Source organism: Streptomyces sp. NPDC052040 (assembly GCF_044548405.1).
Taxonomy (GTDB): Bacteria; Actinomycetota; Actinomycetes; order Streptomycetales; family Streptomycetaceae; genus Streptomyces.
On record NZ_JBIUBV010000011.1, the window covers coordinates 193,498 to 217,737 of the forward strand.

Consider the following 24,240-nt stretch of genomic DNA (forward strand, 5'->3'; position numbering starts at 1 on the left):
GATCTCCCTTCATTGGGCATGGCGGGGGTAGGACCTGGCGCGAAGGCGGTCACGCCGACCGGTGGGGGCCCGAGAGATCAGGCAGTGGCTGGGGCAGGCTTGGCCGACGGCAAGGGAGCGTCGGCAGTGCCGAGGGCGGGCCGGAACGGAGCCAGCTCGGGCAGGTCCGGCGTCGGGTCGGCGTGCCGGTTGCAGATGTTCACGGCCTGCCGGAGCGAGGTGTGCGGGGCACGGATACGGTGCCACCCTCCGGAGGAGTCGCCCGCGATGGCGAGCCCCCGCATCTCGGCCGGGATCTGGATGGCGGCGAGGACGGCGTCCGGGGCGATGTCGCCGAACGCCATGTTGGCGGATGTCTCGTCGTTGACGCGGTGGGCGATACGGCCGGTGAGCTGGGCGCGGAGCATGGTGATGCCCTTGCCGAGTTCGGAGCCGAAGCGCTGCCCGCAGATTTCGAGGTAGATGCCGGCCGCACGGCCGAGCTGGGCGAGGCGGACGAGAGAGGTGATGATGCGGTCCCGGCGCTTCTCCTCCTCCTTGTTGGCGAACAGGGCCAGTTCGGCAACCTCGTCGACCAGGACCACGACCGGGACCGGACGCAGATCGTCGGGCAGGTCCCAGATGTCGGCGGCGATCTCCGCATCCGGCACGTCGGCGGCGATTCGCTGCTGAGCCCGGATGACCTGATAGATGCGCCCCATCCGGACCACGAGCGCATCGAGCACTTCGGCAGCGGTGTCGGGATCGTCGGCCAGCGCGGAGAACCGGCGGGCCAGCGGGAACAGCTCAACTCCCTGCTTGCAGTCGATCCCGACGAGGGCGACGTCCATCGGTGCGAGCCCGGCGACCAGGTTTCGTTGGTAGACGGACTTGCCGGACTCAGTGGCACCGAGGGTGAGGGCGTGGGGTATCGCCCGGTAGTCGCGGTAGTGCACCGAGCCGTCCTGCCGCAGCGCGACCGGCACCCGCATGGGCCGAGCATCGGTCTCGGTCGGCATCTGCACCCGCTTGAGCACGTCGTAGCCGGTCATGCGCACCTCCACGACACCGGAACGCAGTTCCCGCGAGGTCACGCCGTACATCGAGAACGAGTGCCGGAGCCGGCCCGAGGCGGCGGCGATGTCGAAGGCGTCCTGCCCGGGGCGGAGCTTGAGCCGCAGGACCAGGCCGGTACGAGTGGGCCGCAGCCGCAGGATGCGCGGGGAACGGGACTCCGGTATCGGCCGGTTGGTGGCACGGGCGAGGGCGAGCCGCCACCGAGCCGGCGGAACGGTCAGCCCGCACGCATCCATGACCGAGCCGTACCGGGCCAGGACCCGCACGACGGCCAGCGTGACCCCGAAGGTCAACCAGTACCAGGCGGGGCGCCGCCACCGCAGGAGTCCCACGGCGACGGCGACCAGCACCAGGGCGACCGCGAAGCCGGTCATGCTCAGGCCGCCTTGGGCCCTGCGGCGGCGTCGGCGAGCGAGGTGACGGCGACCGCGCGGAACGCGATGCCGTGCCGCTTCTGGCCGTTGAAGTCGTTCTCCCAGGGCCGGGCGATCAGGCCGGTGAGCGCGACCGGTGTGCCCATGGACAGCTCGCCGGTGATCCCGGGCTCCGGGACGGTGATGGACAGGATCTCCACCTCCTCGTTCGCCGCGAACATCACGTCGACCGTCATCAGCTTCACCCCGGTCTCGGCGTCGGTGGCGATCTCGCCGGTACGGCGGTCACGCACCTTGACCTGCGGGGACTTGGCGACCATCACGACGGCGCCGGAGGTGTCGACGGGGATCTGACGCACAGAGACCACTCCTCTATAGATGCTGAACTCCGTCACTCATGTACATGAGTGACGAGAAGAAGAGTGCCTCACTCCTATACATGAGTCAACCCGCCCCGAAGAAGAAGTCGCGACGGGCTGCGGGAAGTTGAGCGGGCGTCAGTCGGCGGCAGGGATCCGGTACTCGAAAACGAACTGGTCAGCGGCCATGAGGGTGTCGCACACCTCGACCACGAGCCCCGCGGTCGTACGAGCTTCGCGGACCAGGTGAACCACCGGCGCAGCCGGACTCAGTGCCAGCTCCGAGGCTTCCGCCTTGGAGGCCGGCCGCGCCTGCAGAGTCTCGACGAACTCCGCGAACTCATGCCCGTGGTCCTCGAGTCGGGCGTAGATGCCACCGCCACCGGGGTTCTCGGCGAACAGCTCCGGGATCTCCTTCACGACGTCCCAGGGCAGGTACGACGTCGCGGTCTCGACCGGGGTGCCGTTACGGAAATAGAGGCGCCGACGGGCCAGCACCTGCGTACCGACGGGGACACCCAGTCGTCGAGCGGCATCCTCGGGCGCCTCCATGGGCCCGATGTATAGAACGCTGACCTTGGCAGTCGCACCGGACTGCGTGGACTCCGCGAGGTAGGCCGCCTGCCCGCCCTGCCGGAGCGAGCGCCGGAAGCGATCGGAGGAGCGGTGCCGCACGGGGGGCCGGTTCTTCACGATCGAGCCCTTGCCGTGCCGGGTCTCGACCAACCCGCTCGCCCGCACCTCGACCATGGCCTTACGGATCGTCCCGCCGGACACGCCATAGCGCTCCACCAGCTCGGACTCACTCGGCACCATGTCACCGGGCTTGAGAATCCCCGTCCGGATCTGCTGCACGATCTCGTCCGCGATCTGCACATACCGAGGCCCGGACCCGCCCCCTCCAGCCGCAGTTCCCATAGTCCTTCCCTGCCTCCTATGCTCCTCTACATGAGTCAACCACAGGAAGCGACACCCTCCCCCCTACACTCCGTCTCCGTGGCCGGAGTGGTGGTGCGCGAGGACGGCCGCCTCCTGGCGATCCGCCGAGCCGACAACGGCACCTGGGAACTCCCCGGCGGCATCCTCGAACTCGACGAGACCCCCGAGGCCGGCGTCGCCCGCGAGGTCCTGGAGGAGACAGGCATCCACGTCGAGGTGGACGAACTGACCGGCGTCTACAAGAACGTGACCCGCGGCATCGTCGCCCTGGTCTTCCGCTGCAAGCCCTCTGGCGGCACCGAACGCACCTCAAGCGAGTCCACGGCCGTCTCCTGGCTCACGCCCGACGAGGTCAGCGAGCGCATGTCCGAGGTCTTCGCAGTCAGGCTCCTGGACGCCTTGGACGGCAACGGCCCCCACGTACGCAGCCACGACGGCAGGCAGTTGCTCACCCGATGACAGAAGCGGACAACGCACGTCGGCAACCGAGGCACCTCACGGAACTGTCCAGCGTCCATGAGTTCCTCGATGAGATCCGCCTCCGCCCCGGTATGTGACTACGCGGCAGCTCGCTCCAGCACCTGGACTCCATGCTCATCGGCTACCAAGTCGCCATGGCCGTGCACGGTATCGAGGAAGACTTCCCCTTCTGGCGCCCCGGCAGCGAAGGCCCCTTCACCGAGTGGCTGTGGCAACGGCTCGGCCGCCACAGCTCCCTTGGCTGGGCAGTCGAGATCGAACGCGAGGCACACGAGGCCGGCGTGCCCGCGGTTGAGCTGTTCTTCAGCCTGCTCGACAAGTACCGACGACAGGCCCAGCCAGCCGAGGGATAAGACTTTCCCTACTTCATCAAGGCCCGCGCACGGCGCGGGCGCGCGCCGCCTCTGCGGCGCGGCCTGCCTCCTGTCTCCGCCCCGGCTGGCCGCGCCCGGCGGCGCGCTACGTGCTGCGGGCGAAGAGGAGGAACCGGCGGCAGTGGGCAAGGGTCAAGACCAACGCCTCCGGCGGGGGATCGGCCGGCACCGGGATCGAAGGGGCGGCGTTTCCGTCTGCGGGTCCGTGGTGGCGTGCGCAGGGAGCTCCCATCCCGTCCGCCATCGACCCAGGCAGAGCCGAGCAGACGCGGCCCCTGGCGTCCAGGTCGTTCGTACAGTGGCGCGCTCCACCTGGACGCCAGGGACCACGCCCGCTCCACGGTGTGTGGGTCGACGGCGGACGGGATGGGAGCAGGGGTAAGTGGTGGTTCGGTGATTGGCGACTGTTCGCTCACTGCGTCACTTGCTCAGATAGACGGCTCCGATAGTGGCTCCAGCGCCCAACACCGCGCCTATAACAGCACCAGCGACTCCACTCCAAGCGGAATTACGTGAGTCGAACCGCCTTCTCCGGAGTTCGTGGCGTGGAAGTGGAACTATCTCCACGGCTCCGCGATTCTTCCAATTTTTGGGGAGGTACCAAATGTATCCGACATAGAAGGCCGTCAGGATCCCCGAGCACCAATAGCCCGTTATTCGAGAATCTGATGAATCTAGAAACAGTGAACAGCCTACGATCATAATCCACTGAAGAAGCATGATCGTCATGAGTAGCGGAGGATAGACGATCCTATGCGATAGTGGCCTTGCGTTCACGTAGTTGGCTACGTCTTCAACCAGATCGAGCATCTGTCTTTCGTCAGAGTCGCAGACGACGTTTGCCCCGTCCGGCTTGAGAGTGACAGTGAATGCCTTAGCCGGAACCGTAAGCACGACAGATGTCAAATCTTCGTCATCGGCATCAACTAGATCTGATATAGCGTCCGCGTCGTACTTTCCCACTTCGACGCGAACGGGCTCGCCTGCTTTGACAGCGATAAGCATTTGCAGGTCCTGCAAGTCGTCCAAGTTTAGTTTCACTGGACCAAGCCGAGCCACCTGCACCCGACGCCTCGGCCCTCTGGCAAGTACAAGCCCCATCAACTCCCCTCCCCCGAGATGGCCAGGACAGAGCGTTTCCTGGTTCCCGATTCTCCATGGCGGACACTGCGAGCGTGGGTCAGGACCCAGATCCGGTTCTACCCTTGTCGCTATTTTGGCCAAAGAAATACCCGAGAACTATCAAAAAGCTGTTTGTCAGTATTTCTGTGACCTGCACCTTCAGGAACATCGCAACCGTGATAACGGTCGCCAGGCCGACCAAGAGCAGCGAGCCTATCAGCGTGGCAACCGACTCGCGCGCAAGTAGCTGAGTGCGAATAGTCCACTTGCGCTCAGAGATGTGCTGCTTCAGCAGGGCGGCATTCTTCTCCCATTCATATTGCTCGGAGATATTCTCTCGATTCTCGTTCGCAAAAGATTTCGTCGACTGCTCAAGCGCGTCAAGTTCGGCGCGGATTTTCTCCCTATTGATGGAGTCTGGGATTAGGTCTATTGTTTCGCGAAGCGAATTTATCTGCCTACTGTTTGTGATCTCCCATAGACGCGAAGAGATCAATTCTTTCCTGCGGTGTATATGGGAGCGCACCAACCGGGAAACCTCCGGCGGTAGCTCCGACCTAGCGAAATCAAGTTCCGAATTGACGATGCTCAAGTAGTGTTGAAGTTCTTGAACGTCATCACTTTGACTTATTTTTTGCATCGGGACATTCTTACGAAGCTCTTCTACGAACTTTATTCGAGCTTCGGCAATTTCGTCCCTCCCTTTTCGGTGGCCGTCGCTGATCTCAAAAGCTCCCACGTGCCCCCCTGCCCTCCTAGCCAAGGCCAGCATCGTAGACGTTGAGGTAGGCACCAGGAGGCGCAACCGAAGGGTTCGTGCAGCGCCCCGACGGCGGCGGCCCGAACGGCTGGGCCGCCCTTGGGCCGTCCGGCGGTGGCCAACGTCGACAAGCGACGACGGGCGGCGCAGACATCAGCACAGGTCAGCTCAACGCCTCGCAGCATCAGTCGACTTGGGCGACTTTTGAAACCAGTTCTTCGGCTACTGGTCGCACACCGCGGCGCTTGACTCGCCCATTGAAACTCCAGCCCAGAGCCGCTCCGCCACCCTCTCCAACAGCGCTCTACTCCGATCAGCTACCAATCACGGCCTGATCGGCGAGCCGGCCGGACCTCACGGTGCCGCAGCCGCGGCTGGGCGGCGCAAAGCATCCACCCGGGACACGGGCTTCCTCACGGCCGTGTCGCAGGTTCGGCCAGCGCTCACAGGGCCAGGAACTGTGTCGCTGGGCGGCTAGGTTTCCGACATCCACCCGAATCCCACACACCGAGTCTGTTCTGGCCAACTCCGTCCTGTGGCGACTAGAGAATCCTCGACATGGGTAGTGATGGCGTTCCACAGAAGGTCTGAGAGCCTGGGGGGGCATCATGCGCGTTTCCGAGTACTACAAGCTGGGTCGCACTCAGCCAACTCTCGACTTCGTCGATGTAGACGTAGAAGCGGACACGCCAGTTTATATTGACCCGAGTACGCTGAAAAACCTTCCGGATGAGTGGTCAAGCCAGTGCCACACTATGTTGTCAACGTTCTTTCATAGTGTCGTCGATGCAATCACTCATAACGACCCTCACCGGCTGCGAGCCCTTCTTGTCCGCCTCCAAGAACCTAACGAAACTCACTTTGGATTGTCCAAAGGTAAGTCGCGCGGTCGCGGTTTGGGCCCCTATCTTGTGCAACGAATATCGAAGAACCTCACCGTCAGCAAGGCCGCAGAAACTGGTCTACTTGAGGACCTTGAAGACACCGCGCTTTTTATCGAAGGGCTTGGCAAGGACATCATCTCCGATGTGACCACGAACATAATTCGCGGCATGTTGATCTCTTATACTCAATCGATGGCATCTATGTACGGGATGGAGCTACAGGAAGGAATCAATAGCGGACTTGTCTGGAACCCTTCTGCCTGCGAATGGGAAGAGGGCAGTACTAGAATGCTTGTCCCTCTGGGAAACCCTCTCCTCCTGGTGCCTAAGGTAATCGTCCGCTACGATCTCCATCAAACCAAAGAAGAGTACTTCAGAAATCATTTGGCACCCACACTGCAGGACGAAGAGCTCGACAATCCGAGCAGCAAGCTCGTCCAAACAGCCAAGAGTGGGCGAAAATTCGTCACCAAAATGGACGTCGAAACGGAGTACGGCGGAGGGAAAGAGAAAATGGTCGACCTGAGCGTGACTCGACCTCAGGTCTTCCGCGCTTACAAGGAGGAAAAGCGCAAGAACCCGTCACACCCTCTAGGCCACGATGAGCTCAGTCAAGCAACCGGAACTAAGCCGGTTAACTACCAAGATTTACTCAAGGCCGTCCTTGATACTCCACCAGGCGCAGAGCACGCCACGAAGTACCACCACAGGGTCCATGCAGTTCTAAGCGCGATCTTCTACCCATGGCTCACCTACCCGATTGTCGAGCATCCCCTAGACCAATCCAGAAAACGCGTTGACATCACTTACACAAACAACGCGACGGACGGGTTCTTCGGATGGGTTATGCGGCAGGGACATCCCTGTTCGCATATATTCGTTGAGTGCAAGAACTACGACTCTGAGCTCGGAAATCCAGAGCTGGATCAACTGTGCGGAAGATTCTCACCGCTACGCGGAAAGGTCGGACTGTTGCTGTGTAGGTCTCTCGCGGAGAAAGAGAGATTCCTCCAGCGCTGCCGCGACACAGCCCTGAGTCGACACGAATTCGTACTCCTTCTCGATGATGAGGACCTCTCGGCCCTGGTTGAGGAAGTCGTGACAGCCCATACCCCAGTTGATCCGCAGGCGCTCGACGACGAGAATCAGGAGCGACCCTACCCAGGTGAGTTCAGGCTGCTGTTCGAGCGGTTCCGCAAGCTCGTAAGTTGATCTTTGCCTGGCCGCTAGTGGGGGCGGGCTATCGCTCCGGGGCGTCCCTGGAGCGTACGAGGTCACCCGACGCCGACCAACAACGACAGAAGCCCACGGCATGTGAGCAGTTCAGAGCCGTGGGCTTCGTCGGTTCCGCTGGTGAGCCGGACCGATGATCGGTAGACCGGCTACTGAGGACCGCCGGCACGGCCCAGGGACACTGTGCCGAATACGAGTCGAAGTAGGCCGGTAAAGGGGCACCGAACCCTAGACACGCCCAGGTCAGCGGACCACTACAGGCGAACAGGAGATGCGCCTTCTAAGCGCCGACCCCGCTCAGGGCGTCATGATCTAGCGATGGATGAGTACCCGAGGCTTACACACCCTGAAGTGTCGGCCAGAGACATGGTGCGGCGGCGGAGCTGGCCGGCGACCGTAGCTGCTCTGCCCGTAGGGACCCGGATCACCGGAGAGGTCGTGCGCCGTCAGCCGTTCGGGATCTTCATACGTATAGAGGGTGTGCCCGATGCCGTGGGGCTGGCTGAGATCACGGCCATGCCCCTCGGGATGGAGCTACCTGCGCCCCAGGCTTCCGTCACGGGCGTCGTCTACTGGCACGACGCACACAACCACCAGGTGAGAGTCCGGCTCGATGAGTGGCAGGCGGACGACGAGTGATCTTCCCTGGGCCGTCTCTGGGCCGTGCGAGGGTGCCCGAGGCCGACCGATGCGACCGACACTGACAGACGACCTTCAGCCCGCAGCAGCGAAACCCCAGGTCAGAGCCGCCCGCCCAGACGCGTTTCCGCACAGGGGTGGCGGTACGGCAAGATGGGGTGTTTCTTACTGCGTCCGGCATACACATCGTCAGGCGACCAGCTCAGGAGACCTCATGGGCATTGTTCGAGTACGCACTGGGGATTACCGAACCAAGTACCACACGGACGCCGACTGTCCGTCGCTTAACGGGAAGCAAGACACCTACATGGGGCAGCAGCCGATGTCCGAAGACGAGGCCAAGGCGCAGGGGCTTACGGCCTGCCAGCACTGCAAGAGGTAGCTGCGTCAGCACCATGGCTGCCCGGTCGTCTCTTCGCCGTCAAGGTACCGACAGCAGTGACGGCAAGGTTGACGGCAACGGCGACGGACGGCAGCAGCTCTGGGCAGCCCGGCACGGTAGCGGCAGAGTGCCGGCAGGCCGTCCCACCAGGCGCGCCCGTATCTTCTAAGCGCCGGGCTTGGGCCGTCCGAGGCCGACCAACGTTGACAGGCGCCGCGGGTGACCACCCTGAAGAGGATGCTCTGCAACCACCGCGACCGTAGTCAGTCATCAAGCATCGAGTGGCGCGCAGGTGGCACTGACTGACTCGGCCATTGAGACTCCGCTGACGTAGCCGCGATCTACAGCGGTCTTCCACGAGCATCGCGTCGCCGAGGCACGGCGTCCTGTGCCAGCCCAGTGGCGCCCAGAAGCCCGATGAAGACTGCCGGGGCACTCAGCCACCACCAAGCCCCGCCACGGGCCATACAGACTCCCAGCAGAAAGACGGCGACCGCGAGGAAGCCCACTGCCAGGCAGGATCCTGTGTATTCGCGGGTGCGCTGATCCTCATCCTCAACGATCTTGCGCACCGTGGCGTCTATGTGCTTGGCGAGGAGCTGCTTCGCCTCGCTGTTCTCGGGAAGCATCCCCAACAGCTCAACATCCTGCTTGACGATCTCCCTAGTCATGGGCCGCTTGCGGCGAGCCTGAAAGATGCCGCCTGCGATTGTCACTCCGGCCACGATGATTGGTGCCCAGTCTGCTAGCTTCAACGAAACTCCAGGAGCATGCAGGAGTGGTGAGATCAGTCAGCATGCCCGGCCCGTGTCCCTCACATGCCCGATCAAGCAGCCATCAGCTCGCACCAACGGGGAATCGCACAGAGCGCGCCGGGCCGGCGCACCTACCGTCTTGCCAGCTCAGCCTTCATCCGCATACGCGATTTCCTAAACTGGGAGGATTGACGGCTAGGTCAGCCGGTTTGTCGATCTCCATGTCACATCCAGGTCACTTCGGTGCGCGCGTTCGGCCAGCAGTGCGAGCATCAACGAGTGGCAAGCCTGATCATCAGCATCATCGCTTTGTGTATCGGCGTTGCGAACCTTACTTGGCAGCTTGCGCTCTATCTGCTCAACGGTCCCCGAGTCCGGGTTCATTTGGCCGTAGGCGCATTGGGTCGGGGTGGGATGGTGACGACTCCCGTGAAGACCGTTAAGGATCTCAATGAGACGTTTGCGGCGTTTGGTGCCCAGGGGTTCGAGCGGCCAGTACTGGTCGTTAAGGTCGTGAACCACGGTCGGCTTGCCGTTCAGCTACTTGACTTCGGCATTGAGGCACCCAAGGGCGTAAGTGCCAAGCCATTGAGCGACGCGATCACTGAGACGCCGATGCCTTATGTGCTGGAACCGCATCGGGAAGGGACATGGGCGATGCCCTTCGAGTACGCAGCCGATCTGACGCGAGCCTGCCGAGCGGTGTGGCCAGGCGAAGTCCACCCCCTTAGGGCCTACGTACATCGGGCAGGCGGGAAGAAGATCTGTTCCGTCGAGAGCTTGCCCTTGGACCTTCGCGACGCTGCATAAACCCCTCGCGCTCGGCGACGCGGCCCCTTCGTCAGGCACTGGGCCAGCGCGCACAGGCCACATCGGCTGGGCCGTCCGCGACCGCTTCGCTTGCTAAAACAGCGGATGATCTACCGGCTCTGCCGCTCGCAGTGACGGAGATCCTGGCGACGACGGCGGACGGGAGCGGCGACAGTGTTGGGGGGAGACTGCCACCGGCACCCGTCGTTGCCGATCGTCCCCTTCAGGGGCGGTGAGGTTCGCTCGCCGCCAGGAGGTGACCGCGGCTGATCGCTACGCGGAGTACGTTCCGGAGAGATCCGGTCAGCTTGTCCGCCAGGAGACGCACGTCCTCCGGAGCAGAGTCTTCGCTGAGGGTCTCGGAAGCCTGGTCCAGCAATTCGGCTGCCATTCCCAGTTGCACTGCCTCCATGTTGTCCGCCAGGCGGGACATGTAGCCGTCCCTGTCGTCCGTATTCAGGTAGCAGGGCTTGCCCTCTGGCCCCGTCCACGGGAGCAGCCGCAGTTCGTTGGGTGCCGTCATCCTTGCGTCTGCCTCTCATCGGTCACGTGATGGGTGGTGAAGACCGCGTCGACCCGATCCCCCGGGAACGCCAGTAGCGCGGCCTCGACGACTCGACCGGTGGTGTCGGTCGCAACGCGCGTGATCGCCAGGACTGCCGCGGCGGAGCCGAGCCGGAGGGCCGATGCTTCGTCCGGCGTCGGCGGGCGGGCACACACCGTCTCCCGGACAGCTGCTGGCGGCGAGCTCAGGACAGCGAATCGCGTAGCCGTCTCCCGCCAGGGGGAGTCGTCGCCCAGCACTCCGGCGACTCCGGCCGGTGCCAGGTCGCGCGGGATGTAGATGCGGGCCAGACCGTGCGGTGACTCTCCCTCGTGGCTGATGCAGAAGAACTCAGCGAGAGGACTGCCCGTCGGCACCTTCAGCAAGGTCGTTAGATGCCCCTCCGCCTGCACCGTGGTGGTGCGAACAGTGACGCGCAGGGCCGCTGCTGCGGCGGTCCACGGATCCAGCGTCCCCCACCCGCCGATGTACACGATCTTGCGGAGTGGGCGGCGGACGAAGTTGCCTTTGCCGTGGATCTTCTCGACAAGGCCTTCGCCCTGGAGGACTGCGAGGGCTCTTCGCAGTGTCACCGTACTGACCTTGTATCGGTCGGCAAGGCCGGCTTCGGACGGCAGGCGTTCGCCGGGTGCGATGCGGCCGGTCGTGATCTGCTGCCGCAGATCCTCGGCGATGTCGTGATGGCGTGACGGCACGTTCCGGATCACCGCCTTCTCATCATCCGCACGGCGGCGAGCCGGGTACGCGCGTGTATGGTCAGCAGCTCGCCCGACTCGAAGAGGAGCTGCTTGGCCCCTTGAGGGAGTTGGAAGAGGTCGCTCACCCGGCATGCCTTACCGCCGAGTTGGATGACGTCGCCGCGCTGCACGGTGGCAGCGGTGATCTCGACGTTGGACGCCAGCGCGCCGCCGAGTGCCCAGGCGCTCACCGCTCCGCCTCCGCAGGCGTGGAGTGATGGAACGCCGAGTGACACGGGCAGGCGCACGTCTCGTACACGACCGGCAGGTCGATCGGTGCGGAGATCGGCGAGGACTCCGTGCAGGCAAGGTGAGTGCCAATACGGCAGACAGTGGACCGGTAGGGAACGGCCGAGGCATCGGCGATGTGGGGCTGTTGGCGAGGAGGCATCAGAGGACCCCCACGAGGTACGACCAGGCTTCAGCGGGCAGGTGGGGAGCAGCTACCACCGCGCGCGGTCGTACTCGTTGCTCCCAAGCCAGCACGTACGGGCGGACGAGTGCGTTGTCCTCCCCCGCGAGCGGGTGTCGGTGGTTCGCGGTGACGGAAGCCCCGTCCAAGATGACCGTCGACGCGTCAGCGCGCTTGGGGAAGGCGGAGACGGCCGGCGGCCTGGAAGGCCTTAAGGGGCGGCGGTGCCTGCCCTTGGGGACGTACCGCGCTCTGGTGAGTGAGACTGCACGGCGGATACGGTTGAGCACGCTGTTCAGCTCCTATCGCTGATAGCTCGGTCCCCCGACATCGCCCGTCGTGGGGACCGCTTTGCGTACGACCGCCCATAGGGTGCGGCCGTTCAAGCTGGTGGCGAGGAGCCCGAACCGGTCAGCTTCCGCCACCACTTCCAGAACCTCCCCCCATGACTCGGCGGAGAGGGATTCCGGCACCTCTGCTTCGACCGACGTGTACCGGTCGTGCTCCTCCATGCGTGCGGGCAGCCCGACGGCGGATAACCGGGCGGCGATGGCCGCCGCGCTAACTCCCGAAGCGGGCACAGGGCAGCCTCCGTCACCGACGATCACTTTCAGTGAAGCTAGTTAACTAGATTAGAGCTAGTGGACTAGATTTTCCATATGCCTGAGCAGCCGCCCTACCTCCGCGTCGCCGACGAACTCCGGCAACGGATCGCGGAGCACGTATGGGAGCCGGGAGACCGCCTGCCGTCCCGCGCCCAGATCGGCCAGGAGTACGGCGTGGGCGAGAACGTGGTCCGCCGGGCGCAAGAACTGCTGATCTCCCAAGGCGTGCTGGAAGGACGGGCTGGATCGGGTACGTACGTCGCCGAGCCCCGGAAGCGGGTGCGAGTGGTCCGGTCATCGGCCCGGGAGCAGCCCAGCGGGTCGCCGTTCCGTGCGGATATGCAGGCTGCGGGCAAGCAAGGCGATTGGGAGAGCCGGACCGATGCCAAGGTCCCGGCGCCAGCGGACATCGCTGCACGGCTGGGCATCTCCGAGGGCGACCTGTGCGTCCGGACGGCGTACGAGTTCCTGGCCGACGGCAGGCCGGTGCAGCTGTCGACCAGTTGGGAGCCGTACGACCTCACCGCCGGCACTCTCGTCGTCCTCCCCGAGGGCGGGCCGCACGGCGGGGAAGGCGTCGTGAATCGCATGGCCGCGATCGGGATCACCGTCAGCCATGCCGTTGAGCAGCCCGAGCCGCGGCAGGCGACCGCCGAGGAGGCGTCGATACTCGGCATCCAGAAGGCCGCGCTCGTCACGCACATCCGGCGGACGTACTACAGCGACCAGGGTCGGCCGGTGGAGACAGCGGACATCGTCGTGCCTGCGGCTCACTGCGAGATCGTCTATGAGATCCCGATCAACCGGTAGCCCCGCTTAGGGTTCGTCACATGGCCGACGACGCCCCGAACTGTCCCGAGTGCAGCCAACCCCTGACGTCGGGCGGTCTCGCGCTTTCCGGGCGAGACGACGACGGTCGGAGGACCTGCCGGTCTCTGTGGCGGTGCGCCGCTCAGCACACGTGGTGGCGGTGGGCAGGCCGACCGGAGGAACCGTTGGAGGTCTGCCCAGTTCCGGAGCTGTTCCGCTGACATCCAACGCTGACATCAACGAGGCCGGACGGCGGCATACGTCAGCACCCCCGCGCGACCGTCGGACCAGCCGACGACAGCGTCAGGGGCGGGCGTAGATCGAACTCCTAAAGCGGGTGTCGCAGGTTCGAATCCTGCCGGGGGCACAAGACAAAGGGCCAGTTCAGAGGGTTGATCCTCTCGAACTGGCCCTTTGCTGTGATCACGGCCGTGCCACACCCGTGCCACGTAGTCCACTAACGGGACCCCGTCAGGAAGCGTGCGGGGGGCACTGCTCGTCGGCTGTGAGGTGAACGGCTCCCTCCCAGACGTAGAAGCCTCCGTCCAGCCAACCGGTGCCTCCACAGGCGCAGTCGGCGGGGTCGGGGGAGAGTCCGCGGGCTCACGGCGTAGTGGGCCCCATGGGGCGCCTCGCTGGGGCGGTGGGAGCCGAGAGAGCAGGAGCAGGGGAGGGGCTTGCCGGGCTTTCCGGTCATGGAACCATCATGGATGGTGACGCAGCTCCCGGAACAGGTCGGGCAGAGCTCTTCTGCGATGATGAGGGCGGATCGATTCGACATGGCTTCGACTCCTTCGAATCGGACGAGGCCGCGCCCGGTGTCGACGGGTGCGGCCTAACTTTCACTGCTCCGTGTTCTTGCCCCAACGGGCCACGGTGGCACGGGAGATCCCTGTGAGTTCGAGCGGGCCGCCGCCCGCCGAGTACGAACGCGACTGGTGGCGACAGCAGGAAGCCACCCTGCAGTCCGCCTGAAACAAGATCGCCGGACTCTACGAAACTCGGGACAGCTCACTTCCCGTACCAGGTCTTCACCAACATGTCCCCGACCATCGGTGGCGAGGCGACACCGCCCGCCTCGCGGGCCCAGAAGTACGTCCGGGCCCGCCGTGTCTTCACCGGCTGCAACGTCGGCCACACGTTCTTCCACGTCGACCCACATGGCATCGCCTCGGTCTGCAAGATCGGCCGCGACCCCAGCGTGAACCTCATGACGGAGGGCTTGGTCGCCCTGCCCCGACTCGGCGGCATCGCCGAGTCGCTTCAGCTCCGCACCGGTGGACGCTCGGGCTGCTCGAAGATCGGCAGCTGCGGGACGTGCCGACCGCTGGCCAAGCTCCGCCAGGAGGCGGGAGACAACCGATCGCTCTACTGCCAACACGGAGGTTACGAAGCATGACTCCCACCAGCGCCACCCTGACCCGGCCCGCACCGGTCCCGATCACCATCGGCCTGCGCCCGCCCACGGAGGCGACCAACGCCCTTCCCGTGCCGATCTCCCACAGGCCCCGGCCCAACGCCGCGAAGCGGCGATCAACCCCCACCTCCCGCACGCCTGCCCCCGCCTGTACTGGCACATCGAGACGGTCTGCTGGGACCTCCTCGGATACGAAGTTCTCGAGGGCGGCACGCCGACTACTCCCCCGGCTCCCCCGACCCGCCCCTCGTCGCCACGGCGATCACGGAGCTACAGAGGCCCACCGCCCCCGCCGGCATTCCCATCAAGGCCGCCGAACAGCACTGCCTGCTCCCCACTCGGAACCGCCGCCCTCTTCGCTGGTGACACCCTCCTGCACACCGACCTCGCCCCGCACAACGTGCTCGTGGACGAGCGAGCCCACATCATCGACTGGGCGTGGCCCACACGCGGCGCGGCCTGGATCGGCCCCGCCATCCTTACCCTGCGCATCGTCGAAGCCGGACACACGCTCGTGGAAGCAGGTGCCTTCGCTCGCCGCTTCCCCTCCTGGCGCACTGCTCCAGTGGAGGCCAAGGAGGCGTTCGCCGCCGCCAACGCTACGGCGTGGCAGGAGATCGCCCGGACCGATTCCGCGCCCTGGAAGGCCGCGATGGCTGGCCATCGCGATCACCCTCCACGCCCACCTGCGCACTCTGCCCGGCAACAGGTAGGGCGGGAAGGCGTACGGGGCCTTCACCCGCGACTGATCTTGTTCCGAACCACGAACCGGGGTCGACCACGTCGCGGTGCCGGTACCGCCGCCGAGTTCCTCGGTGACACTCGGCGGGTGCAGCATGTGGCGGGCGTCGAAGCGCGATGAGCGTGCGATGCTGGAACCCTGGAACCCTGGAACCCGCCGGGTCTGTGGAGCCCTCGTTCTCACCGGCCGGGATGGCATGACAGCCCCAGGACGGCGATGCGCATGACCAAGCAGCAGTGCCGGGATCGTGAGACCAGCTGGCACCCCGCACCGAGGAACGGGCCACCCGCCCCCGAAGGCTGGGCAGGGTGAGCGTCTCCGCTCCGGCGCAGCCGTCCGTGCTCGCGGCCGGGGTGGTGTCGGCGGCGGTCGTCTCGGGGGACGATGTCCTTCGTGGGCTCGGTGTCCTCGCCGGGGAGGGCCTCGGTAGCGAGGAGGCCGCGCGACGGCATGCGCAGTTCGGCCCCAATGCGGTCGCCACGCACCGTGCCCGGGTGCTCCCCGTGCTGTGGCATCAGCTCCGCTCGCCGTTGCTCGGGCTGCTGGTGGCGGCCGCTGTGGCGTCCTTCCTGGTGGGCGAGCGAGGCGATGCGGTGATCATCGGGCTGATCGTGAGCGCGTCCGTAGGACTGGGATTCGTCAACGAGTATCGCGCCGAGAAAGCCGCCGAGGCACTGCACTCCCAGATCCACCATCAGACCGTGGTGCTGCGAGACGGCCGGGCGGCCCTGGTGGATGTCACTGCGCTGGTCCCCGGTGACGTGGTGGAACTGCGTCTGGGTGACATCGTCCCGGCGGACCTGCGGCTGCTGGAGGTCACCGGTCTGGAGTGCGACGAGTCGGTCCTGACCGGCGAGTCGCTCCCGGTGGACAAGACCACTGCCGCGGTCCCGGCCGGGACCCCGCTGGCCGAATGGTCCGGGTGCGCTCTCATGGGCACGGTTGTTCGGACAGGCGCTGCCCGCGGCGTAGTGGTGGCCATCGGAGCACATACCGAGTTCGGCAAGATCGCCGCCGGGCTCGACACCCACCCTCTCGACACCGAGTTCCAGGTCGGCCTGCGGCGCTTCTCCCTGCTGCTGGTCTACGTGGCGGGCGCGTTGACCAGCTCGATCTTCGTGATCAACGTAGTGCTTCACAAGCCGATCATCGACGCCTTGCTGTTCTCGCTGGCCATCGCGGTCGGTATCACCCCGCAGCTGCTGCCCGCAGTCGTCTCGACCAGTCTGGCCGCCGGGTCGCGCCGGATGAGCCGGCGCAAGGTGCTGGTCAAGCGGCTGGTCTGCATCGAGGACCTGGGCGATGTCGATGTCCTGTTCACCGACAAGACGGGCACGCTCACCCTGGGCCGTATCGAGTACATGCGCGCCGTTCCCGCCAGTGGCCACGATTCCGAGGCGGTGGTGAAGTGGGGGCTGCTCAGTACCGAGAACGCGGCGCGGGATGCGCGGGACGTCGGCGGGAACCCGTTGGACCAGGCCCTGTGGCGGTCTCCGGCCGCCGCGGGCGAGCGGGCCGCGCTGGACGGGTACACCCAGGCCGCGGTGCTGCCCTTCGATCACGAACGGCGCATGATCTCGGTCCTCGTGCGGGACAGGGACGGCCGTTCGAGCCTGGTCACCAAAGGCGCTCCCGAAACTGTCCTGGACCGCTGCGTCGACGTCCCGCCCGGAGCCCGCGACGCGCTGGCGGCCGAGTTCGCGGCGGGAAACCGCGTGATCGCCGTCGCCACCCGGCCCGTCGCCCCCGGAGCGCGGGCCGTCCGGCCCGGGGACGAGAGGGAGCTGAGCCTGATCGGGCTGCTGGTGTTCCTCGACCCGCCAAAACCGGGCGCCGCCACAGCACTGCGCAGACTCGCCGACCTGGGCATCGCGGTGAAGGTCGTCACCGGCGACAACGCCGCGGTCGCCGCCAAGGTCTGCCATGACCTCGGCCTCACCGACGCGGGCGCGATGACCGGCAGCGAGGTCGACGCCCTTGACGACGCACAGCTGGCCGAAGCGATCACCGGGACCACCGTCTTCGCACGAGTGAGTCCCGAGGCCAAGGCCCGTATCGTGCACGCGCAACGGCGCAGCCGCGGCGGCGTGGCGTTCCTGGGCGACGGAGTCAACGACGCACTGGCCCTGCACGCGGCCGACGTGGGAATCTCCGTCGACTCGGCCACCGATGTCGCCAAGGACGCGGCCGACGTCATCCTGCTGGAGAAGGATCTCGACGTCCTCGCGGACGGTGTGGTCGAGGGCCGCAGGATCTTCGCCAACACCATCAAGTACGTGCTGATGGGCACCTCGAGCAACTTCGGCAACATGGCCTCCGCCGCGGGCGCCTCGCTGTTCCTGTCCTTCCTGCCGATGCTCCCCTCGCAGATCCTGCTGAACAACCTTCTCTACGACAGCAGTCAGCTGGCCATCCCGACCGACAACGTGGACGAGGACCAGCTGCGCAAGCCCTCGCACTGGGACATCGCCTTCATCCGCCGCTTCATGATCTCTTTCGGGCCGCTCAGCTCAGTGTTCGACTTCGTCACCTTCGGCGTCATGCTCTGGGTCTTCCACTCCGGGCCGGCCCAGTTCCGTTCCGGCTGGTTCGTCGAGTCGCTGGCCACCCAGACTCTGGTGATCTTCGCCATCCGCACCCGGCGCATCCCGTTCTTCCGCAGCCACCCCAGCCTGCCGCTGACCCTCGCCGCGCTCGGCGTCGTCACCATCGGCGCGGTGCTGCCGGCCACCCCACTCGCCCACACCCTGGGCTTCCAACCGCTTCCGGGAGGGTTCTTCGCCACGCTGGTCGGCATGATCCTCGCCTACCTGGCCCTCATCGAAATCGGCAAACGGCTCTTCTACGGGGCTGCAGTCGCGCCACCTCCGGTTCCCAGGCACTACGCGCGCCATCGCCACCTGCGGCGCCGTGCCGGCCGCTTCAGCACTGCCGCGCCCCACCCCACGCCGGTCGACGGCCCGCCGTGATACGGACCGTCAGCCGTGCGGCGAGCGGCGCAGAGGGACACCGGATCACCCCGTTCGGTGCCGGCACGCGAGCAGAACTGGCCAGGTCGAGGGGCGGCGCGAGCATGGGGGACGGCGGCGCCGTTGCGCCGGCCGCGTTCGCTTCGCGGGGAGCCGAGTTCGCCGATGGTGCTCATCAGCGGTGCCGGGAAGACGACGGTGGTGTTCTTGTCCACACCGATCTCGCCTCCGACGCCGCGAACGCACTGTCGGCTCCGCGCCTGCTGGCACTCGCCGAGGACGGCCTCGACGGGCAGGACACAGGGGAGTCAGAAGGAGGAGCCGGAGCCTTGGGTGACCTCTCGCCCCCGCCGTCCGACAGTGCGGTCACTGCTCCTCGCCGCCGGGAAACGCGGAGTAGTGTGGACAGTACCGAGGGCATCTCGCACACCGGCTTCCACGCCGGGTCGTCCCCGGCGAAGCATGAAACCCGGGCCGCCGCAGAGTGGCCCGGAGACGGGTCCGCATCATGTCGGCGACCTTGTACCCCACGCTGCCGCACCCCGAGCCCGTCGCAGCCCCGGCCGCACGTCTCGCGTTGAAAACCGACGGCACTTCCCGCGGACTCCTGGACGGAGCCTGGTGGCCTCGCTCCCGGGATCTGCTGAGCGAACTGTCGGCGCTCACGGACGTGTTGGACCCCCTGTGGGGCCGCATCACCCGTATCGCCGTCAACCCGGAGCACTGGCCGGTCATCCCCCGCAAGGTTCCCGTGAGCGGGCACATCGTCAAGGTCGGCTGGTTCACTCCGGAGATCGATCCGCACAAGCTGCTGCTGCTCTCCTACGGCACCGGCCGCTGGGATCTGCTGGTCATCCCGCCCAGGACCGGGGCGGAGGCGGCGGCACGGCTGATGGCTGCCGCGTCCGACCACGACGGCCCGCCATTGACCGCGAGCGCGCTGATCGCCGCGGAGGAGGCCCGGCACGGTGTCTCCGCCGCCGACCGGCCACCGGGACCGGAGGGGGCGGGGGAGTACGAGGGCGGCGCCTCGGCGGAGTCCGCGGCCGTTCCCGGACAGACCAGTACGCCGAGGCCGGCCAGCCGGCTGATCATGGGTATGTGAGGTAGCCGCCATGAGCGCCTTCCTGACGGCCACCGCCTTCCTGGTCCTCGTCGCAGTGGCGGCGTACGTGATCCACCGGCTCGGGCTCCAGCACGCCGACAGGATCGCCGCGTACCGGTACAGCACCCCCGGCCCGGCCGCCGCAGCCGCTGCGCGCCACAGCCGTACGGGTGCGATTCCAGCGCCGGACCGGCCGCCCGGCCACGCCCCCACCGTCGGCTCGGTCCGCGACGACGCGTGCCGGGGCGTACACGCGGGCCCCGGACCGCGCGAGGAGCGGCCGGGGCCCGTGGACCGAGGCATCTGAGCACCTGAACCGAGGCGTTATGACTCTTCCGCGGCTGAACCTCTACCGGCACGACCGGGGGACGCGGGCCCTGGTCACCCTGGCCGGTGTCATCGACTCCGCCACCGCGCCCCACGTGCGCGCCGCCCTGGAGCGGTGCCTGCGGGACGGCATCACCCTCATCGACGTCGATCTGACCACCGTCGACCGCTGTGACGACAGCGGCCTGAGCGTCTTCCTCGACGTGTCACGGCACGCCGCCGAGAATCACGCGTTCCTGCTGCTGCACCACCCCTCCCCGCAGACCGAACGACTGCTCACGGACAGGGGCTACGATGGCCTGCTCTATGCGATGAGGCCGGGAGGGGCCCGGCGTCAGCGGGAGTGGCGCCCATAGGAGCGTCCGCAGCCAGCGGGTCGCCGGGCAGCACAGGCAGGCACTGGTCACCCTGGCCGTTAAGGGAGTCCGGGAGTCCGGCCCCGTGGGTCTCGGTCGACGCGTCGTGTTCCCCAGCATGCCCAGCCCCAACCTGCGCAGGGCCCGGACCATCGTGCTGCGCCACTGCCAGGAACTGGGTCTGGACTACGTGGAGACCGGGTTGATCGCCTCCTACCGGCTGGCCCTCGCCAGTCTCCACCGGGCCGGAGCACCACTGCGGCAGGCCCGCGTGCCCGCCTGAGACACCTGCCGGAGCCATCGTCGGAGACCGTGCTGCGGTCACCACCGGCGCGCCCCCAAGTGGCGGGCCGCCCTTGCCCCCGCCGTCCGAGACCGTCGAGCCGGTGCGCCGGTCGCGCCCCGCGCCGCCCCGTCAGCCCGACGTTCCGCGCCCGCTCCCGGTGTCGATGAGGATCTGTTCCGCCTGGCTGACGTTGTCCGCCCGGACCGCCTGGGCCATCGCGGCGCGGGCGGCGTCCGGTGCCGCGTCGGGCGGGACCACCAGCAGCGAGAAGATGTCCCGGTCGCCCCGGGTGATCAGCACCGTGTCGTCACCGACCGGGAAGGAATCGATGTGCACCACGCGGTCGTCCACGACGATGCGCGTCGGGAGATCTTCCCAAGCTGCGGTGTCCAGCCCCACGCGGGTCACGGGGCCGAGGTGGGCGACGAGGGCACTCAGCAGTGCGGGCAGCTCGGCGCCCATGTCCCGCGAGCGCGGCCACCACGCACCATCGAGGACACCTTCACGTGATGCGATCGTCTCCAGCCGGAGAAGCGCGCAACCCGGCTGCACAGCCTCGTGGACACCGCTGGGAAGACGCCGGGGAACAGGAGATGTATCCGAGCTGGTCATGAGGACCACCCGTCTGTAGGGCAGGTGCGACAACGGGACCGCCTCGCACCTGCCACGCTACTCCAGGTGCCACGCGAGCCGGGGGCTCGAATCCTGCCGGGGCACCAGCCAAAAGGCCCCGAACCGATCATGGTCCGGGGCCTTTTGACGGCAGTGATGCCTCACACCTTCACGATCGCGGTGGCTCTTCGGCTACCGAGTCGGTTGTGCAGTACTCCACCCGGGCCCGAACCTGCGCTTCGAGGTGAACCAGGGCCTTCATTGAACCGTCGGAGTGAACTCCTAAAGCGGGTTTCGCAGGTTCGAGTCCTGCCGGGGGCGCAACGGAAGAGACCACCTACCGACGTCGGTAGGTGGTCTTTGACATCTCCTTCTGAGATCAACGAGGACGGTCGCTGACGGCTGGGGCGCTACTGTCGCTGCCCGGGTCCCCGTCACCCCAGCGGGTCGGCCATCGTCAACCGATGAGGAAGGCCACAAGAACTGTGGCGGCCACCCACGAAACCAGGAACAGAGCAGTCTGCTTCCTCGACAGTTGCTCCACAGGCTTCCCCATGCGACGCAGTTCCCGCTGGCGGCCTACCCGACTGAGCCGCCTGGGCGGCCGATTTGTCGGCCGCGTCCGCGTTCGCCCTCGCCTCCTTGGCGGACTTCTCGGCGTCGGTGGCGTACCCCTTCGCCTTCGCTGCCCAATTGGACGCCTCGGACGCCGCGTTGCGTGCCTCGGCTGCCGCCTTGGACGCAAGAGCCGCGTCCTGCATGGCCAGGGCGGCGACGCGTGCGGCGTGCGCGAGGGCGGCGCGCACGGCAGCGATGTGACCGGCCCGGTCCTGGTCGAGCTGGGTGATGGCGTACTGATCGTGCACGACGAAGTTCCGCCGCATCCGGGCGGAGCCCTCCATGACGATCTGCGCCGCCGACTGCATATAGGGGCCAGCGGAGTTCAGGAGGCGCAGCACCGTGACCCTGTCGTCCTCCTTGACCGCCTCCAGCAGGTCGATCATGAGGAAGCGGTGCAGAGCCAGGGCACTTCCGTCGTCCAGCACTGCCTGCGCTTTCGCACTGACGGCCGCGCCGGGCCGGTCATTGAGGATCCGAAGCACGGTGACGCGGTTGTCCGTGGCTGTGGCCTCGATGACCCCCTGGGCCAGGAAGTTGCGGGCAGCGTCCGGGTCGTCGTCGGCCAGTGCCTTGGCGGCCGCGTCGGCAACGTCGGACTTGGCGACCTGGGCGAGATTGAGAACGTTCTCGCGATCGTCCTGCCGTTCGGCGATGAGAGGATCGGTCTCGATCCAGTTGAGGACGTCCTGGTCGGCGCCGGCCAGCGCGAACTCGGCTGCTTCGCGGGTCCAGGTGCCGGTGGAGTCCAGCAGCTTGACGGCGGCTTCACGGCCGTTGGTGACCGCTGCATCGACGTCCCCGGACTTCACAGCCGCCTCCGCGGCGGCGACGAGGTTCTTGATGTCGGAAGCCGTCTTGTCGGACTGCGTGCGCGCGTTCTCGGCCTGCTTGGCGTCGTCGGCCTCGGCTTGCGCCTGCAAGCGTGCCTGCTCGATCCCCATCTCTGTGTCCTGGGCGATCTGGGCCGACTCGGCGTCGCGCGCTGCCTGCTCCACCGCCTGGGCTCTCTTGACCGCGTCGGCTGCCGTGTTGGCCGCGGTGACGGCGGCGGCGGCGTACGCGGTCGACTTCTTGGCGTAGTCGATCGCTTTGCCGGCGTTGTCCGCAGCTTCGTTGGCCGCCTTCGCGGCGGCGTCGGCGTGGTCTGCGGCGCTGTTGGCGGCGTCGCGTGCGGCGCCCGCCGCGGTGGCGGCCTGATTGGCGAGGGCCTGGGCTGTACTGGCGGCCTTTGTGGCGCGCGCGGCGGCGGCGTTGGCTTCGGCTGCCGCCTCCCGGGCCTCAGCGGCCTCGGACTGAGCGACACCGGCCGAACTGGCGGCGTCCGCGGCGGCATTGGCGGCCGCGGCCGCGTTCTGGGCGGCACCGGCGGCTGCGGAACCTGCGGCGGATGCCTGCTGGGAAGCGACGGCGGCCTGGTCGGCAGCCTTGGCCGCCGTACGCGCACGGGCTGCGGCGGTCTGGGCACCCTGAGCGGCCTGGCGGGCAGCCGACGCCTTGGACGCGTCCTTGGAGGCGGCAATGGCGGCGTTGTAGGCGCGGGAAGCGGCACTGCCGGCGGCGGCTGCGGCCGCAGCCGCCGCCTGTGCGGCCAGGGCGGCTCGGCTCGAGGCGGCCTGCGCGGTGCGGGAAGCGGCGATCGCGGTGTTGGCCGCGCTGGCGGCACCGCGGGCGGCGCTCGCCGCCGCGTTGGCCGCCTGGGCGGACTTGGCCACGTCCTGCTTGGCCGCAGTGGCTTCCCTGGCAGCCTCGAGAGCTGCGGCCTTGGCCTTCTGCGCGGCTTCCTTGGCCTGGTCGGAGGCAGCGACGGCCTGGTCCGTCCTGAGCCTGGCGCGCTTTCCCTCCCGCTCCACGATCGCGACCAACTGGTCGATCTTCGCGCTCTCCTCGTCGCGGGCCCGCGCGATGTACTGGCCGGAAACGAGGAACTGGTGGATCGCGTCGGGCGATCCGTCGTCCAGGGCCCGCTGGGCGTACTTGGCCACCTCCGGGGAGGCACTGGCCAGCATGGTGAAGACGGCGACCCGCTCGTCCTCGGCCTGTGCCGTGTACTGGGTGGTCTCGAGGAACGTTCGCAGCGCCTCGGGCGTGTCGCTCTCCAGCGCCTTGTTGGCTTCTCGCTTCACCGCGGTGTCACCGTTGTTCATCACGGTGAACACGGCGACTCGCAGATCGGTCTGCACGGGGGCGGCATAGCCGTCACGCAGGAAGGCCGCGACGGCGTCGTCCCCTGCCGACAAGGCCGTGCCCGCCGCTTCCTGCGTCGACTTGCCCGCGTAGGCGAGGCTGGCGATGACCGCGAATCGGTTGTCTTCCGCCTTCAGTGCAGGGAGTGTGCCGGTAAGGAAGGCGGAGACAGCGGCCGAGGAACCCGCGAGGGCTGTGGCGGGGGGGGCCCCGGGCCCCCCCCCCCCCCCCCCCAACCACCCCCCACCCCCCAAACCCCCCGCCGGGGGGGGCCCACCGGGGCCCCCGGGGCCGGGGCGCGGGGGGGCCCCCCGCGCGGGGTTGG

General features: G+C 66.9%; 23 protein-coding genes and 1 pseudogene. 12 read left to right on the plus strand and 12 right to left on the minus strand.

The window, feature by feature from the left end:
- Positions 1-77: 77 nt before the first annotated feature.
- The 3 genes from ACIHAA_RS22420 to ACIHAA_RS22430 all read right to left on the minus strand — a co-directional run bounded on the left by ACIHAA_RS22420 (position 78) and on the right by ACIHAA_RS22430 (position 2,707).
- Positions 78-1,430, minus strand: coding sequence for an FtsK/SpoIIIE domain-containing protein (locus tag ACIHAA_RS22420; protein WP_399819807.1), 1,353 nt, complete (start codon positions 1,428-1,430; stop codon positions 78-80).
- Positions 1,431-1,432: 2 nt separating this feature from the next.
- Positions 1,433-1,789: a hypothetical protein gene (locus tag ACIHAA_RS22425; RefSeq protein WP_399819809.1), complete on the minus strand. Its 357-nt coding sequence runs from the start codon at positions 1,787-1,789 to the stop codon at positions 1,433-1,435.
- A gap of 138 nt (positions 1,790-1,927) precedes the next feature.
- Positions 1,928-2,707: a GntR family transcriptional regulator gene (locus tag ACIHAA_RS22430; protein ID WP_399819811.1), complete on the minus strand. Its 780-nt coding sequence runs from the start codon at positions 2,705-2,707 to the stop codon at positions 1,928-1,930.
- An 18-nt stretch (positions 2,708-2,725) separates the two neighbouring features.
- Here ACIHAA_RS22430 and ACIHAA_RS22435 point away from each other — a divergent pair, with 18 nt between their 5' ends.
- Positions 2,726-3,187, plus strand: a complete 462-nt coding sequence (locus ACIHAA_RS22435) for an NUDIX hydrolase (protein ID WP_399819814.1) — start codon at positions 2,726-2,728, stop codon at positions 3,185-3,187.
- A 131-nt stretch (positions 3,188-3,318) separates the two neighbouring features.
- Positions 3,319-3,561 (plus strand): hypothetical protein, encoded by a 243-nt coding sequence (locus tag ACIHAA_RS22440; RefSeq protein ID WP_399819815.1) that lies wholly within the window; start codon positions 3,319-3,321, stop codon positions 3,559-3,561.
- 441 nt (positions 3,562-4,002) lie between these two features.
- Here the strand turns inward: ACIHAA_RS22440 and ACIHAA_RS22445 are convergent, their stop codons facing one another.
- A complete protein-coding gene (locus tag ACIHAA_RS22445; RefSeq protein WP_399819817.1) occupies positions 4,003-4,602 on the minus strand; it encodes a hypothetical protein in 600 nt (199 codons plus the stop codon).
- Between the two features lie 160 nt (positions 4,603-4,762).
- Complete coding sequence (locus ACIHAA_RS22450) at positions 4,763-5,443, minus strand: hypothetical protein (protein ID WP_399819819.1); 681 nt, start codon at positions 5,441-5,443, stop codon at positions 4,763-4,765.
- Between the two features lie 629 nt (positions 5,444-6,072).
- Between ACIHAA_RS22450 and ACIHAA_RS22455 the strand changes: the two genes are divergently transcribed.
- Positions 6,073-7,560, plus strand: coding sequence for a hypothetical protein (locus tag ACIHAA_RS22455; protein ID WP_399819821.1), 1,488 nt, complete (start codon positions 6,073-6,075; stop codon positions 7,558-7,560).
- A 339-nt stretch (positions 7,561-7,899) separates the two neighbouring features.
- The gene (locus tag ACIHAA_RS22460) at positions 7,900-8,220 is read left to right on the plus strand and encodes a hypothetical protein (protein WP_399819823.1); all 321 of its coding nucleotides are present in this window, start codon (positions 7,900-7,902) and stop codon (positions 8,218-8,220) included.
- 723 nt (positions 8,221-8,943) lie between these two features.
- On the opposite strand, the gene ACIHAA_RS22465 is transcribed toward ACIHAA_RS22460, so the two are convergent.
- A complete protein-coding gene (locus tag ACIHAA_RS22465; RefSeq protein ID WP_399819825.1) occupies positions 8,944-9,273 on the minus strand; it encodes a hypothetical protein in 330 nt (109 codons plus the stop codon).
- A gap of 363 nt (positions 9,274-9,636) precedes the next feature.
- On the opposite strand from ACIHAA_RS22465, the gene ACIHAA_RS22470 reads away from it, so the two are divergent.
- Positions 9,637-10,167 (plus strand): hypothetical protein, encoded by a 531-nt coding sequence (locus tag ACIHAA_RS22470; protein ID WP_399819827.1) that lies wholly within the window; start codon positions 9,637-9,639, stop codon positions 10,165-10,167.
- Between the two features lie 223 nt (positions 10,168-10,390).
- On the opposite strand, the gene ACIHAA_RS22475 is transcribed toward ACIHAA_RS22470, so the two are convergent.
- The 4 genes from ACIHAA_RS22475 to ACIHAA_RS22490 all read right to left on the minus strand — a co-directional run bounded on the left by ACIHAA_RS22475 (position 10,391) and on the right by ACIHAA_RS22490 (position 12,462).
- Positions 10,391-10,690: a hypothetical protein gene (locus ACIHAA_RS22475; RefSeq protein WP_399819829.1), complete on the minus strand. Its 300-nt coding sequence runs from the start codon at positions 10,688-10,690 to the stop codon at positions 10,391-10,393.
- Positions 10,687-11,439, minus strand: coding sequence for a GntR family transcriptional regulator (locus ACIHAA_RS22480; protein ID WP_399819831.1), 753 nt, complete (start codon positions 11,437-11,439; stop codon positions 10,687-10,689). Before ACIHAA_RS22480 ends, ACIHAA_RS22475 begins: the two co-directional genes overlap by 4 nt.
- Positions 11,436-11,660: a hypothetical protein gene (locus ACIHAA_RS22485; protein WP_397658898.1), complete on the minus strand. Its 225-nt coding sequence runs from the start codon at positions 11,658-11,660 to the stop codon at positions 11,436-11,438. Before ACIHAA_RS22485 ends, ACIHAA_RS22480 begins: the two co-directional genes overlap by 4 nt.
- A gap of 523 nt (positions 11,661-12,183) precedes the next feature.
- The gene (locus ACIHAA_RS22490; protein WP_399819875.1) at positions 12,184-12,462 is read right to left on the minus strand and encodes a hypothetical protein; all 279 of its coding nucleotides are present in this window, start codon (positions 12,460-12,462) and stop codon (positions 12,184-12,186) included.
- Between the two features lie 78 nt (positions 12,463-12,540).
- On the opposite strand from ACIHAA_RS22490, the gene ACIHAA_RS22495 reads away from it, so the two are divergent.
- The 7 genes and pseudogenes from ACIHAA_RS22495 to ACIHAA_RS22525 form a co-directional block, all read left to right on the plus strand.
- Complete coding sequence (locus tag ACIHAA_RS22495; protein WP_399819834.1) at positions 12,541-13,296, plus strand: GntR family transcriptional regulator; 756 nt, start codon at positions 12,541-12,543, stop codon at positions 13,294-13,296.
- Between the two features lie 1,039 nt (positions 13,297-14,335).
- On the plus strand, positions 14,336-14,695 hold the full coding sequence (locus tag ACIHAA_RS22500; RefSeq protein WP_399819836.1) for a hypothetical protein: 360 nt from the start codon (positions 14,336-14,338) through the stop codon (positions 14,693-14,695).
- Between the two features lie 1,068 nt (positions 14,696-15,763).
- Positions 15,764-18,424, plus strand: a complete 2,661-nt coding sequence (gene mgtA / locus ACIHAA_RS22505) for a magnesium-translocating P-type ATPase (protein WP_399819837.1) — start codon at positions 15,764-15,766, stop codon at positions 18,422-18,424.
- 508 nt (positions 18,425-18,932) lie between these two features.
- Positions 18,933-19,529 carry a DUF5994 family protein gene (locus tag ACIHAA_RS22510; RefSeq protein WP_399819839.1) on the plus strand — a complete coding sequence of 199 codons (597 nt, stop codon included), beginning with the start codon at positions 18,933-18,935 and terminating at the stop codon, positions 19,527-19,529.
- Positions 19,530-19,539: 10 nt separating this feature from the next.
- Positions 19,540-19,836 (plus strand): hypothetical protein, encoded by a 297-nt coding sequence (locus ACIHAA_RS22515; protein WP_399819841.1) that lies wholly within the window; start codon positions 19,540-19,542, stop codon positions 19,834-19,836.
- Between the two features lie 19 nt (positions 19,837-19,855).
- Positions 19,856-20,212 (plus strand): STAS domain-containing protein, encoded by a 357-nt coding sequence (locus ACIHAA_RS22520; RefSeq protein WP_399819842.1) that lies wholly within the window; start codon positions 19,856-19,858, stop codon positions 20,210-20,212.
- A gap of 106 nt (positions 20,213-20,318) precedes the next feature.
- Positions 20,319-20,495: pseudogene (locus tag ACIHAA_RS22525) on the plus strand (acyl-CoA desaturase); the annotation flags it as partial.
- A gap of 132 nt (positions 20,496-20,627) precedes the next feature.
- Here the strand turns inward: ACIHAA_RS22525 and ACIHAA_RS22530 are convergent.
- Complete coding sequence (locus tag ACIHAA_RS22530; protein ID WP_399819844.1) at positions 20,628-21,110, minus strand: DUF5994 family protein; 483 nt, start codon at positions 21,108-21,110, stop codon at positions 20,628-20,630.
- Positions 21,111-21,544: 434 nt separating this feature from the next.
- Positions 21,545-23,911: an ALF repeat-containing protein gene (locus ACIHAA_RS22535; protein ID WP_399819846.1), complete on the minus strand. Its 2,367-nt coding sequence runs from the start codon at positions 23,909-23,911 to the stop codon at positions 21,545-21,547.
- Positions 23,912-24,240: the final 329 nt, after the last annotated feature.